Raw genomic sequence first — 16111 nt, forward strand, 5'->3', positions numbered from 1 at the left:
ATATACATGGCTATTTTCAAAAACATTGAAAATGGCATCAAAAAAGCGCGGTTTATAGTTATGCCGATCCTTTATGTTAATAATTATACAAAATCCTAAAAATCTCCCATAATCCCTCTTAAAAAGAGGAAAAATCTCAACTTTAATAAATTTTCCTTATTGAAAGCTCCCTCCTTTGGAAAAGGAGGGTTTGAGAGAATTCAAAGAATTATTAACAAACTAACATCAACCATTTACATTGCATCTTTAAACACATATTAATCTGATATATAAGAATATATTAAGATTTTAAGCACGTGCTTTCAACCAAGTATCTGCTTTGTTTTGATCAGTAACATTTAGTTCAACTTCCGTTAAAGCTGAACCACCTGTTTGTACATCAAACTGAATAAACTCATCACGACGGAATGCAAATACAGTATATGTACCTTCTTGTTTGGCATACTTTTCAACAAGTTTAACTGTTGCTTTAATGCCATCAATCGCCACAATCACATCATTAGCAGATAAACCCGCTTGAACAGCAACACCATCACGACGTGCAGACTGAATCAATACACCTTCAGGTTTATCAACAAGTTTTAAGCCCAGAGGTAAAGACTTGTCATTTTTCAATGTATAGTTTAAACCAAACTCTGGAAGTAATTGATCTAAAGGTAATTCATCTGTGGTATTGATGAGATGATTAATCTGTTCAATCCAATCATCACCTGTCAATTCATTACATAAATCGACAATAGTACGTTCATTCACTTGAATGCCATTCTGTGCATTTTCATACAGTTTACGCATCAATGCATCTAGGCTTGAACCACGTAAACGTAAACCCATATCTAAGCACAACGCCACTAAACAACCTTTGTTATAGTAACTTGTACCGGCATTATTTGAATTTTCATCTTGGCGATAAAATTTCACCCATGCATCAAAGCTTGACTCTGAAACTGATTGAATTGCTCGACCTGGATTTTGCAAATATCGATCAATTTGTACTTTTAACAATTTAATGTAGGATTCCTGAGAAATCACACCGCTACGAAGTAAAATTAAATCATCATAATATGAAGTGAAGCCTTCAAAAATCCACAATAAAGAGGTATAGCCTTCTTGATTCAAATCATAATTAGCAAAATTTTCAGGGCGAATAAATTTAACTAACCATGAGTGGAAATATTCATGGCTACATAAACCTAAGAAACGTTGATAATCTGCTGAAGGTTCTTCTGGCTCATCAGTTTTAGGTAAGTCATCACGCGGAGTAATCAAACTCGTGCTATTAGGATGCTCAAGACCACCATAACTATTACCTGTTGCCATGGTCATAAAGGTATAATTTTTAAACGGTGCAGAACCAAACATTGAAATTTCTGTGGCACAAATTTTTTCAATATCTTGCTGCATACGAGCTATATTCATCGCTTGTTTGCCCGAAACCACAAATTCATGTGGAATGCCATTGGCTTCAAAGCTAAAGCGAGTCTGCTCTGCCAACTCAAATGGCGAATCAATCAACTGCGCATAATTGTCGGCTTTTAAGGTAAAACGACCTTTGACCAAACTTTTTGACGCTAAGCCTGTCGCAATTTGAAAATGCTTCAACTCAGGTGGCAAGAAAACTTCAACTTCAACTGCTTTATGCTCCTGCCCATCTAAGCCTAAACATAAACATGCTGGATTGACATACAGACGTGTTTGATCGACATAGGCACCACGTACCGATAAATCATAGGCATAAACATCATATTCAACTGTAATCAATTCATGATCAGTATTAAATAAACGCCATTTATTTTTTTCAAATTTGCTGATTTTAAGTACACGCCCAGCTTCATCATACGCGCGAACAGATTCAATATGCTTAGAAAACTCACGAATCAGATAGCTGCCCGGAATCCATGTGGGTAATGATAAAACCTGTGTTGGATCTGCAAGAAAACGCAGTGTGACATGAACTAAATGCTGACGATAATCGTCAAATTCGATCTGATAGTGCAACATAATTTTGCTTCAACAAACAGTGGAAAGTTAATTTAACAATTAGATTATCATTTTTTATAAATTCATGCAGAAATTGCCGTATTTATCTACAAAACTGGCTAGCGAAATCATATAAAAAAGCATAGGATTCGCAGTGATTTCTATATTCATCGCCATCGGATTGGCTATAAAAGGTATCTCTGTTGAAAATTTTGACTTCCACACTGGCAATACTCAGCCTGTGTTGCTCCACGTTTGTAAATTCTGCACTACTTAATATCAATCCACAGTCTGTCGAGGCTGAGTCTTGGACAATCCTTGACACACAAACAGGGCAAATTATTGCTGAGCATAATAGTCATGTTCAGCGTGCACCTGCCTCTATGACCAAAATGATGGTTGCCTACATTGCACTTAAAGAAATTAAAGCAGGACATTTGCGTAAAGATGAGGTTTTAACCGCAACGCCTGTAGTGCAGATGGTACAGTGGGATGAATCTCAAATGTATCTCAAACAAGGGGAACAAATTTCAATAGATCAGCTATTAGCAGGTTTGGTTGTAATGTCTGCCAATGATGCCGCTGTGACCCTTGCAGAACGTATTTCAGGCGATGTTCCCGCATTTATTGTTCGAATGAATAAAGAAGCGCAAGCTTTGGGTATGAAGGACACGCATTTTGCCAATGCACCAGGTGTGACCATGCCTGATCATTTTTCATCGGCACATGACATGGCGCTATTAGGTCAAGCGGTAACTCAAAATACGCCTGAATATATGCATTATTCAGTCATGCCAAATTTTAGCTACAAGCAACGCTTTCACCATGCAACGAATCTTGTTTTAAAAAATGATCCAAGTGTCGATGGCTTAAAAACGGGTTTCACTAGAGCTGCGGGTTACAATCTTGCACTCAGCGCCAAACGTCCTTCAGGTTTAATTGAATCGCCTGATCGCCGTTTAGTTGTAGTCGTAATGGGCGCTAAAAGTGCTATTAAACGTGCTGAAGTTGCACATAAACTATTAAATTTAGGTTATAGCTATACACGTGATGAAGTTGCCATTAAGGATAAACAACTGATTGCTGAACTCCCTGTGGTCAAATCAACATTAAAGATTTTTAAAGTTGAAGCCAAAAAACCACAACTTGTCACCACTTCACTGTATAGCAACCCTACCCCAATTGACTTGATGACTTTTGATAATCTCAATTCTAAAGTCATGCAAACACATGCCAATGGTGTCATCAGTACTATCGAACCTTTACAAACAACAAAAACTAAACTCAATGTCGAATTGAATGAAACTTCACTGACCGCCCCATTGGCTCAAATCATGCATTTGGCTAAAGTCAATGTTTATCAAGGTGATCAACTGATTCAAACTTTTGATATTGAAGATGATGTCCAAATCGAACAAGCCTCATGGATTGAGCGCCTGATCAATTGGTTAAAGTCTTTGTTTTAACCTAATCGATTTTTAATAAGAGATGCCAAAAACAGAAAACAATAAAACCAAGCTTTGAACTTGGTTTTATTGTAAAAATGTAATTTGTAAAACAAGAATCATAAAAATATTTCAATGGAATGGCATATTAGTGCCATTCCATTTTTTATAACAACAATTAGGTAATTTTCATGTCCAATCTACATCATATTGTGATTGTTGGTGGTGGCGCAGGCGGACTCGAGCTCGCAACACAACTTGGCGATACCATTGGTAAATCATCCAAAGCCAAAATCACTTTAGTCGATCAAAAGCTCACACATATTTGGAAACCTCTTCTGCATGAAATTGCGGCTGGAACAATGAACCCAAATGATGAGGAAACCAACTATTATGCTCATTCAGCCAAACATCACTATGAGTTTGTCTTAGGACGCTTTGAAAAATTAGATCGTGAACAAAAGATTATTTCACTGAGTAAAACTCAAAGTACCAAATACGACAGCTCTACAGATACATATACATTAAGTTATGACACACTTATTTTAGCTGTCGGATCAGTGTCCAATGATTTCAATACGCCTGGTGTCAAAGATTATTGTCATTATTTAGATAGCCGTAAACAAGCTGATATTTTCCAACAAGATCTTTTACATTTATATCTAGACGCACAAAATAAAAATATTGATCGTGACTTAAAAATTGCAGTCATTGGTGCAGGAGCAACAGGCGTAGAACTATCTGCTGAATTGGTTGAAGCCAAGCAAAATTTTTATAAATATGGTTTGAATAAAATCAACCCTCAAAATGTACAAATTACACTAATTGAAGGTACAGATCGAATTTTACCTGCTTTAACTGAAAAAATAGCTGCACATGCTAATCAACAACTACAACGTATGAAAATTGAAGTACTCACAGCAAAGCGTGTTGAAAAAGTTGATGCAGATAAAGTGTGGTTTACCGATGGTACCTCTATTGATGCACAACTTAAAGTATGGGCGGCAGGTATTCAAACACCGTCTGTCATTGCTAATTTAGAAGGTTTTAATCAAGACCGAATGGGCCGTTTAGATGTATATGCCACATTACAAACCAAAGCCGATCCATCTATTTTTGCCTTTGGTGATTGCGCATGTTGTATTTTAGACGCGCGTGAACCTCCACTAGGACCTCGTGCACAAGTCGCAAGCCAACAAGCCGCTTTTTTAGTGGAAGCCATGAGTGCTCGCCTAAGTGGTCGTCAGCAACCTATGTTTCAATTTTCAGATAAAGGCTCTTTGGTTTCACTTAGTAAAAATAAAGCGGTAGGTGAATTAATGGGGCAAGTGAATGTACAAGGTTTCATTGCCAAGTCGATGTATGTTTCACTCTATCGTATTCATCAAGCCACAATTTATGGTTATGCACATGCAGGTTTACTGACGGCTAAAGATTTTGTTACACGAAAAATCTCTCCACGCATTAAATTACATTGAAATTGCACAAACTGCCCTTATTAATGAAAAAACGGTCATAAAACCGATGAACATGCATTTTTTTAGAAATTTTAGTCTACAAAAAATGCATTTCACTTTATGATAGCTTCCTTAAAATATTGAATGGATCAATGACATGACTGCAATTGCAAATAACCACGTGGTTTCTTTCCACTATACGTTGACTAACGCTGAAGGTGAGCAACTTGACAAATCACAAGGTGAGCCACTTGTCTATTTGCAAGGCGCTGGTAACATCATTCCAGGTCTTGAAAAAGCACTTTTAGGCAAAACAACTGGTGATAAATTCACAGTAACGATTCCTGCTGCTGAAGCGTATGGTGAATACAACACTGATTTAGTTCAAGAAGTTCCTGCTCAAATGTTCCAAGGTGTTGAAAACATCGAAGCAGGTATGCAGTTCCAAGCACAAACTGATGATGGCGTTCAAATTGTTACTGTTAAAGCAATTGAAGGCGACAACATTATTGTTGATGCTAACTTCCCTCTTGCTGGTCAAGATTTAACTTTTGATGTTGAAATTGCTGAAGTTCGTGATGCATCTGCTGAAGAAATTGAGCATGGTCATGTACACGGTGCAGGTGGTCATCACCACTAAGATCTAACTGATCTGAAAAGGCAAAGTAAATACTTTGCCTTTTTTATGTCAAAAAGAATAAATTCTATCAAAATGACAGAAATAATAAAAATGAAGCTCACAATTCCTTTTGTACTCTTAAGCATAAACCTAATTACGTCATATACCTATGCAAAAGAAAAAATTCAAACCGTCCAATGCCATATTTCATCACCTAATTGGGCAAATGAACTGAATAAAGTTTATCAACTCGATGAATTTTATGTGTATTACTCAGATCTACCCAATAGTGAGCATAAAATTCCACAAACAGCAGATATCAACAAAAATACTATTCCTGATTATGTTGAAAATATTGCTCTTCAAGCTAAAAGTAGCCGTGATATGTTCCACCTAGCAGGCTTTCGCTCTCCACTCAAATCACCTCGTTATCAAAACCATGCAACAGGAATTGCCATTTTTTTGCAAAATATGAAGGGAAATGGAATAGCCTTTGAAAGAGCAGCTCAACATCCTAATATTGCAAAAGATATGATTCAAATGCCGTGTTCTATTGCTTTGGTTATTTCCAATAACTTAGATGGTTTTCCAGGCTCTTGGGCCACTGTTACTCATGAATTTTTTCATTTATACCAATATAGTTATACACAATTTAAAAATTCATGGTATTTGGAAAGTCTAGCATTTTGGGCAGACCGCTCACTAAAACGAGAGAATGGAAGTGGCACTAGAAATCTCCCTACTCTCCCACAGAATCCAACTGATTTTTATAAACAAATTTATAAACAGCCCTATACCCATATTTGGCGTAGACTTTTTTTAATTAATGATACTGATGTACTTAAAATTCCAGATCACATGAAGAATCGAATCTATATTGGTGGTCAAAAAGTCTTTGCAGATGACGAATGGCGTGGTACTCAGTTTGTACTCAAATTTATGCAAGATATGGAAAAAGAATCTAATCTAATTACACAACAACGTGATTGGCCCGAATACCATTGGAAAGAAAATGACCAACGTTTATCTGCATGGAATCCAATTATTTTTGGACTCATTCAAAAACAACTACAACAGCCACAATATGATCAAACTGAAATTCAGTTCATACGTACAGTTGATTTAAAGTCCATAAAAAGTGAATAATCAAAAATAATTATCTAGAATTATTCAGCCTCGTTATGTCAGAAAATACACTCATTTGGTTTAGACAAGACTTACGACTACACGACCATAGTGCTTTGTGGCATGCAACAACATCAGGTTCAGCGATTGCCTTAGTCATACTCTCACCTGAGCAATGGCAACAACATGATGATGCCCCTATCAAAATTGATTTTTATTTACGTCAATTGTTACAACTCAAAATAGACTTGGCGCAGCTTAATATTCCACTCATTATTAAAACTATACCACTTTGGCACGATATCGCACCGTATATTCAACAGATGTGTAATGACTTAAGTATTCAACATGTTCATGCAAATATCGAATGTGGTGTGAATGAGTTACAGCGTGATTTTAAAATACAAAAATTACTGAATGAACATGCCCAAGATTTAATTTTACATCATGATCGTACACTTTTTCCTGTCGGTTCAATTCGTAATAAAAGCAATACGCCCTATCAAGTGTTTGGTGCATTTAAAAAATATTGCTATGAACAGCTTAGTATTTCGATTCCACAGTGCTACCCAAAACCTGAGATTCAAACCCCGATTGCTTATAACATTGAATCGGAAGACATTCCAAAAGTAGAACAAATTTACTCATCGAATTGGCAAACCAATACACATCCTATATGGACTATATCGGAGCAACATGCTTGGTCTTTACTTGATAATTTTATTGAAGATCGTGTTGAGCATTATCATACTGAACGTGATTTTCCACATATTGAGGGAACAAGCCAACTATCGAGCTATTTAAACATAGGGATTCTCTCTATTCGACAGTGTATTCAAGCCTTATTTCGTTCGCAAAATGGCTATTTTCAAATTGAGTCTACAGGTCAACAGACATGGCTCGATGAACTATTATGGCGTGAATTCTATCAGCATATTTTGTTCGATTTTCCTCGTGTATCGAAAAACTTTCCTTTCAAAATCAGTACTCAAAATATTCCTTGGCGTAATGCGCCTGATGATTTACAGGCTTGGCAAAATGCAAAAACAGGTATTCCGATTGTCGATGCAGGTATGCGTCAAATACTTGCAACAGGTTGGATGCATAATCGTGTTCGTATGATTGTTGCGATGTTTCTGTGTAAAAACCTCCTCATCGATTGGCGACAAGGCGAACAATGGTTTATGCAACACCTTGTGGATGGCGATTTGGCTGCCAATAATGGTGGATGGCAATGGTGTGCATCGACAGGAACAGATGCTGTGCCTTATTTCCGAATTTTCAATCCGATCAGTCAGTCAATCAAGTTTGATCCGCAAGGCGACTATATTCGTCAATGGTTACCTGAACTTGCGCATTTAGATGCCAAGACCATTCATGAACCTTATGCTAAAAATCCCGATATGTTGTTAGACTATCCAAAACCGATTGTTGACCTTAAAAGTAGCCGTATTCGTGCAATTGAAGCCTTTAAGCAAAATAGTTAAGTTAATCAGTTTAATTCATTACGTAATTTATATACATAATGGATAGTGATTTGATATTCTTGCGAAAAATATCTTTCATCGCTTGAAAAAGAAGAATCGTATGAGTAGAAAAACACAACAAGATATGCACGTATTGATGCAACACTTTCATGCTAAGACTTTGCCTGAGAATGGTTTACGCTATTCAGAACGATTATTTCAAATTACTGCAAATTATAGTGATGAAAGTCTTGATCAACTTGATCAATTACTCATCGACTTACATCATCAAAATGTTCGCCCCAATGATCTTGTTGCAGAGTTTGATGGTCTTAAATTTCTGATGAGTATTTCAGGCTACATATGCGAAACCATCAACCAAAGAACCTCTACAGAAACAGAATGGTATAACTATCATGAAGCTATAAAAATTTTACCTTCTGATTATAATCTGCCTCTCGATTTCTTTTCTTCAATGGTAGCAATCATTGAAAAGCAAGTTTGTCTGCCTTTAGGTGTTTTACAAGATTTACTCTATCAAGGTACTGAATCAAAACGCAATTGTAAAAATTACGTAGAAAACCGTTGTGAGACCATCAATCAAAGTAAAAAGCGCGACACAAATGAAATGGCGAAACAATATCTTTCGGCATTACAAAATAATACTTATATGCCCGGTGGAAACTATTATCGGAGCAGCACTGATCTGATTGATTTTGATTTTTCTATACGCAGTGTCGCTGAACTCGATGTCTTACTACAAAGTATTAGAGAAACTGAATTACTCACAGAACATGATTTTGCATCTTTTTTTCAAAATAGAGAAAAACTTAACTTCCTCATTGGGATGACTTATTATTTGGGTGCAGTCATCGCACATTTGGGACAAAACTCGCTAAAGTGGTTTGACTTTGCCGAATATAAAGCCCGTTTTAGCAATGAACCTGATCTTGAATTCCGCCATGAATTTGATCAGGTCTGTGTGACGGAAGATCGTATGTCATTCCCAATGACAGTACTTACGACTTTACTTTTTGACTCCTCAGCCAACAATCAAAGCTGTGTCGCATATATTCAAAAGCAAACCTCAGATTTACAATCGGGACCTATTCGGTATTTTCCATCCTCTTTACGTTTTGCAACGGATGCTTCACTACCACCAAATATACAGACTGCTTTTGCACAGGCAGGTTTTTTTGCGGCTTATGCCAGCTTTATGATGCAAGGTTCGTCTTTCCCCCCGATGGTTCTTGTCCCTGAAGGAGAAAAAATTAATATCGTAAAAGAAATGTCTGACAATGCTCGATCTGAGATATTAAAAAAGCTCGATGAAAATATCTATCAACACCCTTATTTAATTTTTTGCGAGGATATTCACGCCTACCCACCCTCTGGTCGTACAGATGCAATCTATATGAAAATTCGGGTATACGACACAACGCCTATTGATTTAACACTCATTATTCCCTATCAACCAAAAACAGCAACGCAAGCTGAAAAAGTATTTTCAGCAATTCGCTATACTGAATCAGATATTCCTGAACACTTGCTTAGCCCTGCAATGGCTGAATTTTATAAACAAGCCTTTGAGTTTATCAATGCTTTTACACATGAAAAGCTTTGGGAAGAGTGCTTTGAAGAGCATATTTTACTGAAACCGCTTGAAGATGCAGCCTCAGAAGATCATTTGCATAAGTTCAAAACACAAATTATTGCAATACTGAATACACATCAAAAAAAACAATCTAATCAACAAGCTTATACACCTGAAACATCGACTCACGCTACATCTAATCCATCCATTCAGCAGCAAACAGCGACACCTCAACCACAAAGTATACAAGCTACATTGGCAAGTCATACATCGACACGAGCTATTCTAGCTGTCCTAGATGATGCTGATAATACACCACAGCAAAAACAAGAAGCAGTTGCGCTACTCAAAACTAAAGCATTACAACATGATATAGATGCAATGCAAGTCATCGCTTACTTCTATGCCAATGGTAAATATGTAGAACGCAATCCTAAACAAGCTTTATACAATTTGATTGAAGTTGCTAAAGTGAAATTAGACGAAGAGTCCTTTGATACAGCGATGGGCTTTTTTGCAGCGCCTGAAAATGGTATTCACGCCGAAGATAAAGAGGCAGAAAGTTGGCTACTCGATTTAGCTGCACGTTATGATCAGGCTACACAAGAAAAACCTTCTTTTGATAAGTCAATTCCACAAAATAATACGTCCACTACACGTGCCCGCCGTCAACAAAAACAAGCTTTAGATGGCACACAATGGTTTATTCGTATTGGTATAGGATTGGTCATTTTATTGTTTTTAATTATTATTTTTAAATAATCATCAATCAGAAATCATCTAGGATTGATTGTTGATGATGTCTTTCATTTTTTAGACAACATCTTCAACAGATTTTGCTTCGCCTGATCTTCAAATAAATGATTAAAGTAATGCGTTTGATAAATTGGCTGCATCTGATAAAAATACTGCAAAACTTCAGCTCGTTTTAGCTTATACAAGTCAGATTCAACCCAAGTATATTCCTGCTGAATTTGCTGTTCATATTCGGCAAAGCGAGCTGTTGAACTTCCTAATATTGCCAAATCTATGTCAAGCAAATAGTTTAAATCTTGATCAGTTAATGCTTGATGTTTTTTTGTCGCAATAATCCAATCATAGACTTTTTGAATTTGATCAGATGCCAATAAATTTGAACAAGACTTTTGCATCAACTCTGCACTTTGTTCTTCATTATCTATGGCTTTAGGATCATAAATCACATCGTGGAACCAAATCGCAAGTTCAATTGCGATGGTATCATTCAACTGTTCTTTAATTTGATGAAATAAATCAAGGCATTCAACTATATGTTGATAAGTATGATAGTGACGCTGTGACTCAGAATAGGCATTTATAAGTAATGAATATAACTCTTCTACTTGCTTATTATCTAAGTTCAATTCAGCCGAAAATTGTGCCCAATACTGCTGAAATTTCTCATGATCATTTTGCATTGGGCACCTCACTCTTAGGCTAAATCACTTAAGCCACTTTCTCATCACGTTTAAAAACGAGTTCACCTTTCAATGAGCTTTCTGCATCAAAATAATAACCATCCGTATTAAATGATTTAATACCATCTACTTGATCAATTTGATGTTCAATCATATAGCGTGCCATCAAACCACGGGCTTTTTTGGCATAAAAACTAATGACTTTATATTTACCGTTTTTCTGATCTAAAAATACGGGTTTAATAATCTCTGCCTGAATTTTGGCTTCTTTCACAGATTTATAATATTCATCTGAAGCAATATTCAATAAAATTTTAGCATCTACTTGCTCTAAATCATCATTAATCAATTGAGTAATTCGATCTTCCCAAAATTGATATAAATTCGAACCGCGTTCATTGGCAAGTTTTGTGCCCATTTCTAAACGATATGGCATCATCAAATCAAGTGGACGCAATAAACCATATAAACCTGATAAGCTACGTAGATGATTTTGTGCGAAATTGAGATTATCTTGCGACAAACTATATCCATCTAAGCCAGTATAGACATCACCTTTGAATGCAAAAATAGCTTGACGCGCATTGGCAAAACTAAAGTCAATATTCCAATCACGAAAACGCTCTACATTTAATTGTGCAATTTTTTCACTTACACTCATCAAATTGGCGATTTCTGAAGCAGATAACTTACGACTAACGTCGATAAGCTGTTGTGATTGATCAAGTAATCTTGGTAAAGTGTGGCTATCTGTAGGTAGCGCAGTTTCGTAATCGAGTGTTTTTGCGGGTGAAATTAAAGCAAGCATGGTTTTCCTGATCAAAAAATAACTAATCAAACTATAACAGTCAGAATATTTTAATGCCAATTTGTGTTTTCTGTGAGCAAAATCGGTAAAATACACCTTCTCCCTACTATTTATTGTTTAAATTATGTCCGAACAACTGTTCATACAAGGTTCGGTTGGCAAAATTGAAGTTTTTGCTGACTATCCTGTGGGCGAAGTAAAAGGATTTGCTGTCGTTTGTCATCCACACCCGCTTCAGGGTGGTACACCTCAACATAAAGTTCCCGCTTTACTTGCTCAGATTTTGACTGAACAGGGATGTGTCGTCTATCGCCCAAGTTTTCGTGGTTCAGGTCAATGCGAAGGTATCCACGATGAAGGTTTTGGCGAAACTGATGACATTTTAGATGTTATTAAACATGTTAGACAATTACACAAAGGTCTACCTTTCTATACAGGAGGCTTTAGTTTTGGGGCACATGTAATGGCAAAAGCCTATCATGCGCTACAAGATGAGCTCAAACCTATACAGATGATCTTATGTGGTCTACCAACGACAACTGTAGATGGTATTCGTAATTATGAAACGCCCGCCATTAAGGGTGATATTCTATTTGTACATGGTGAAGCTGATCCAACCACAAAATTAAGTGATTTGATAGAATGGGCGAAACCCCAACGTCATATTATTACGGTTTTACCGGGTGCAAATCATTTCTTTACTGGCTACTTAAAACAGTTAAGAATTGCAATTTCACGTTTTTTACTAGTACCTTAAACAAATATTGCTTTGTACGTAATACATGAATGGGGGCAATTATTGCCCCCATTTTTATTGAGAAATTACATTCCAAGTCAGCCCGAACTTTGCCAAATACTTCTTCACCCGATCACTGTCATTGGTACTCTGCCGTTCCGCTCTAGACACTGCAAATAAACGCCGTCCCGCATCTGCCATCGACTTCGATTTGCGACAAATTTCAATCACACCCTCAAGTTGAATACGATCAAATTCATCTATTTCAGCAATCTTTTGATGAGTCAAAATAGCGCTTAATCCTGAATATTGTTTTTCTACATGTTCACCAATATTCCAAATATTTTGCAGTCTTTTAATTTCAGCATTCACCTCATTTAAACCAATACGCTCACCATTTGCCAATGTCGCCATACGCGTAACACTTGCAGTTAAATCACGAAAATTCCCTTGCCAAGTCGCCTCATGTGATTGTGCAAACTGTAAATATTTCTCCAAAGCATCACTATGAAAACGTAATTGCCGTTGATGTACATTGGCGAAGCGCTGTAATTCAAACTCAATATTGGGTGCAATGTCTTCACGACGTTCTTTCAAGCTCGGTAAAAAAAATGTCCATGTATTTAAACGTGCCCATAAATCTTCACGAAATCGCCCTGCTCGAACTTCTTCTCGTAAATCTCGATTTGTCCCTGCAATCAATTGAAAATCAGCTTGAACTTCTTTATCACTTCCGACAGGAAAAAATATTTTATCTTCCAATACCTTGAGTAGCATAGCTTGCTCATCTAAACCCAACTCACCTATTTCATCGAGAAATAAAATACCCTTATCTGCACTTTTTAAATAACCTGTTCGTGCCGAAACTGCCCCCGTAAATGCACCTTTGCTATGTCCAAATAATGTAGACATTGCACCATCACCGACTAAAGTGGCACAGTTGACATCAATAAATCGCCCAGTTAGATGAAACTTTTCTTTTTTAAGAGCATATATTTGTTTTGCCAATTGTGACTTACCTACACCTGTTGCACCCATAATTAAAATAGGTGCACTTGATCTTGTAGCAACAAGTTCAACTTCCAGAATCATTTGATTAAAGTTCAAATTTTTAGTGGCAATATTAGATTTGAGCTGTTGCCAATTTTCCAATTGTTCATGCTCAAAACGCTGCGTTAAAGCGGCATAACGTGATAAATCTAAATCAATAATGCGATATTCACCTTCAGGTTGTTGCTTACCTGTCGGAGAACTTTGAATGAGTTTTGCAGGTAAATAATGCGCATCGATGAGTAAATACCAACAAATTTGTGCGACGTGCGTTCCTGTAGTGATATGTAAAAAGTAATGATTTCTTTCTATATCAAATGGGTAGGATTTTACAAAATCGTACAACCCACCGTACATATCGGAAAAATCCCACGGATCTCGAATATTGACTTGATGCCCTTTAATCTGTGTATGTGGTGAAATCTGCACAGCATCTTTTTGTAAGTGCTCAATCAGACTTGAACTGCGACGATCATGTAATAGAACCAATTCATCAACCAACAAATCTTCATGCATCAGTAAGCTTAGCGTTGGTCGCCACCGTTGCCAACGCTCTTCTTTTTTGCCTTGATCGAGTGTTGAACCGACAAAACCAATCACAACTGTCTTTTTAGATTTTTGCATATTTTCTATAAAATTTTATAGTTTCACTTATTTTAATATAGCTAATTCAACTTAAAAAACAATTTTATTTGTGACTTTGGATTTTAATTCTCCTGATTCTCAGCATGATTTTCTTGATCTTTGACAATGTGGTATTCTTTTAAATCCTGAATAATCACCCGATCTAATTTTAAATTTTGTATTAATGATTCAAAATATTCTTCACGATCTTCAGGTGATAAATACTCTAAAATTTCATGTAAAACGGTCTCTATACTTTGCCATTGCTGAGTATTGGGTTGCCATATTACCCATTCACTCAACTGTAAAAATGTCTTCAATATTTTTCCATCAAGCCAGTACTCACCCTGAGACTGTTGGCTTAGAGATTCAATCCATTGCCACAATATAGGTTGAAAATGACTTGCCAATTGTGGATAAGCATCTAAATATACACATAGGTTTTTAATAACGTCTTGATCATTTTCTGCAATCGCTTCATTTAATAATTGTGTAATTTTATCAGCCACATACAAGCCTTTCTCTTGCCACTGTACCAGTAAATCTATACTGGTGCTTTGGGGTGATTCATCATCACAACCATAAGCATGATTTAAAGCATCAAGTAAATGATCTTTAAACCATTGATCTTGTACACCTATGCCATGTAATGCTCGCATAGCTGACATCGGTCGAAACCAGACCTCATCATCATGTAATAAATCTTTTAAATTTTGAATAACTTCGGTAGGAATAATGATTGTTTTACATTGTGCTAAAGCATCCAAACTCATATTGAATATGCTTTGATTAGAATGTTTAGCATATTCAATGAAAGTATCTAAAATAAACTGCTGTAAAGATTCTACCAAAAGCACAGGACGATCAGACAAACAACCTATTAACTTTTCCTTTAAATGACTAGAAGATGTTTGCAAAAAGCGCTGTGGGATTTGCATTAAAAATTCTGGAAATTGATCATAAAAATACTGAATATACTGCGTGGGGCGAATACCTGCCGTTGCAAAACTTAATTTTTCTTCTTTAAATAATTGATAGAAAATTTCTATATTTTCAGCTTTTAAGTAAGATCTAGGCAATTGTAGTAACAATTCAAATGTTTCCATTGGATAAATCTGAAATACTTGCCAAAACAAACTTACATTGTGTTCTGCAAACGGACTAAATGCCTGTAGCCAATAATTTAAATATATTAATTGTTGCTGTCCTGATTGCTCTTGGAAAATCGAAGCCATTTCAGAATCTGACTGTAGTTGATTCCATGTTTCAGTTTGATCGTCCACCGTCATACTAGTTTGATATTTTTGCAATGCAGTTTCGAATTTCTGCATTTGCACAACCATAGTTTGCTCAAAGCCTTGCTGAATTTTTGGAAAAAATTCCAAATAAAATTTTAAAAAATCCGTGAAATGTTTTCGTATAGCCGTATCTTGCTTTAACAAATCTTGCCAACACTGCAATTGAAAATATTGATCATGCCCTATCACTAAGCGTTGAATTTGATCCATTAGCTCAACATTAAAATAATCTTGTTGATCAAGTAAATCTAATAATAAAGATTGTGCTTTTTCTAATGAAACCATTGTTTGGCTTGACATAATTACCCTATTGTTATGTTATTTTCTTCATTCTATCTTATTTTCAATTCATATTGGTAGAACGCTCACCCTGGCATTTATATCGCCATGGCGGATGTAATGGTTATTTCAATCCAGATAATATCTATCTATTTTTATATTTAATTATTTATTTTTATACTTAAAATAATTTCTAT

The 16111-nt window shown here is 36.1% G+C and carries 12 protein-coding genes; 7 read left to right on the top strand and 5 right to left on the bottom strand.

Translation table 11 applies throughout. The features are described from left to right. Window positions 1-288 precede the first annotated feature (288 nt). The gene (locus ACK1JC_RS11650; protein ID WP_409512039.1) at window positions 289-1998 is read right to left on the bottom strand and encodes a M61 family metallopeptidase; all 1710 of its coding nucleotides are present in this window, start codon (window positions 1996-1998) and stop codon (window positions 289-291) included. Between the two features lie 182 nt (window positions 1999-2180). Here ACK1JC_RS11650 and ACK1JC_RS11655 point away from each other — a divergent pair, with 182 nt between their 5' ends. The 6 genes from ACK1JC_RS11655 to ACK1JC_RS11680 all read left to right on the top strand — a co-directional run bounded on the left by ACK1JC_RS11655 (window position 2181) and on the right by ACK1JC_RS11680 (window position 10445). Then, window positions 2181-3443: a D-alanyl-D-alanine carboxypeptidase PBP6B gene (locus ACK1JC_RS11655; protein ID WP_409512040.1), complete on the top strand. Its 1263-nt coding sequence runs from the start codon at window positions 2181-2183 to the stop codon at window positions 3441-3443. 170 nt (window positions 3444-3613) lie between these two features. Next, entirely contained in the window at window positions 3614-4900 is a 1287-nt protein-coding gene (locus tag ACK1JC_RS11660; protein WP_409512041.1) for an NAD(P)/FAD-dependent oxidoreductase, read from the top strand. 136 nt (window positions 4901-5036) lie between these two features. Continuing rightward, a complete protein-coding gene (locus tag ACK1JC_RS11665; RefSeq protein WP_409512042.1) occupies window positions 5037-5519 on the top strand; it encodes a peptidylprolyl isomerase in 483 nt (160 codons plus the stop codon). Window positions 5520-5609: 90 nt separating this feature from the next. Continuing rightward, window positions 5610-6644: a hypothetical protein gene (locus ACK1JC_RS11670; protein ID WP_409512043.1), complete on the top strand. Its 1035-nt coding sequence runs from the start codon at window positions 5610-5612 to the stop codon at window positions 6642-6644. A gap of 35 nt (window positions 6645-6679) precedes the next feature. Beyond that, the gene (locus tag ACK1JC_RS11675; protein ID WP_409512044.1) at window positions 6680-8110 is read left to right on the top strand and encodes a cryptochrome/photolyase family protein; all 1431 of its coding nucleotides are present in this window, start codon (window positions 6680-6682) and stop codon (window positions 8108-8110) included. Window positions 8111-8210: 100 nt separating this feature from the next. Then, window positions 8211-10445 (top strand): hypothetical protein, encoded by a 2235-nt coding sequence (locus ACK1JC_RS11680; RefSeq protein WP_409512045.1) that lies wholly within the window; start codon window positions 8211-8213, stop codon window positions 10443-10445. 44 nt (window positions 10446-10489) lie between these two features. Here ACK1JC_RS11680 and ACK1JC_RS11685 read toward each other — a convergent pair whose 3' ends face one another. Together ACK1JC_RS11685 and yaaA are read right to left on the bottom strand one after the other, a co-directional pair. After that, window positions 10490-11119, bottom strand: coding sequence for a metal-dependent hydrolase (locus ACK1JC_RS11685; protein WP_409512046.1), 630 nt, complete (start codon window positions 11117-11119; stop codon window positions 10490-10492). Window positions 11120-11147: 28 nt separating this feature from the next. Further along, a complete protein-coding gene (gene yaaA / locus ACK1JC_RS11690) occupies window positions 11148-11927 on the bottom strand; it encodes a peroxide stress protein YaaA (protein ID WP_409512047.1) in 780 nt (259 codons plus the stop codon). Between the two features lie 124 nt (window positions 11928-12051). Between yaaA and ACK1JC_RS11695 the strand changes: the two genes are divergently transcribed. Continuing rightward, window positions 12052-12684 carry an alpha/beta hydrolase gene (locus tag ACK1JC_RS11695; RefSeq protein ID WP_409512048.1) on the top strand — a complete coding sequence of 211 codons (633 nt, stop codon included), beginning with the start codon at window positions 12052-12054 and terminating at the stop codon, window positions 12682-12684. Window positions 12685-12738: 54 nt separating this feature from the next. Here ACK1JC_RS11695 and rtcR read toward each other — a convergent pair whose 3' ends face one another. Both rtcR and ACK1JC_RS11705 read right to left on the bottom strand, forming a co-directional pair. Continuing rightward, a complete protein-coding gene (gene rtcR, locus ACK1JC_RS11700) occupies window positions 12739-14337 on the bottom strand; it encodes an RNA repair transcriptional activator RtcR (protein WP_409512049.1) in 1599 nt (532 codons plus the stop codon). 83 nt (window positions 14338-14420) lie between these two features. Continuing rightward, window positions 14421-15935 (bottom strand): hypothetical protein, encoded by a 1515-nt coding sequence (locus tag ACK1JC_RS11705; protein WP_409512050.1) that lies wholly within the window; start codon window positions 15933-15935, stop codon window positions 14421-14423. Window positions 15936-16111 lie beyond the last annotated feature (176 nt).

Origin of the sequence: Acinetobacter sp. TY2, from assembly GCF_046269225.1 — a bacterium.
Classification (GTDB): domain Bacteria; phylum Pseudomonadota; class Gammaproteobacteria; order Pseudomonadales; family Moraxellaceae; genus Acinetobacter.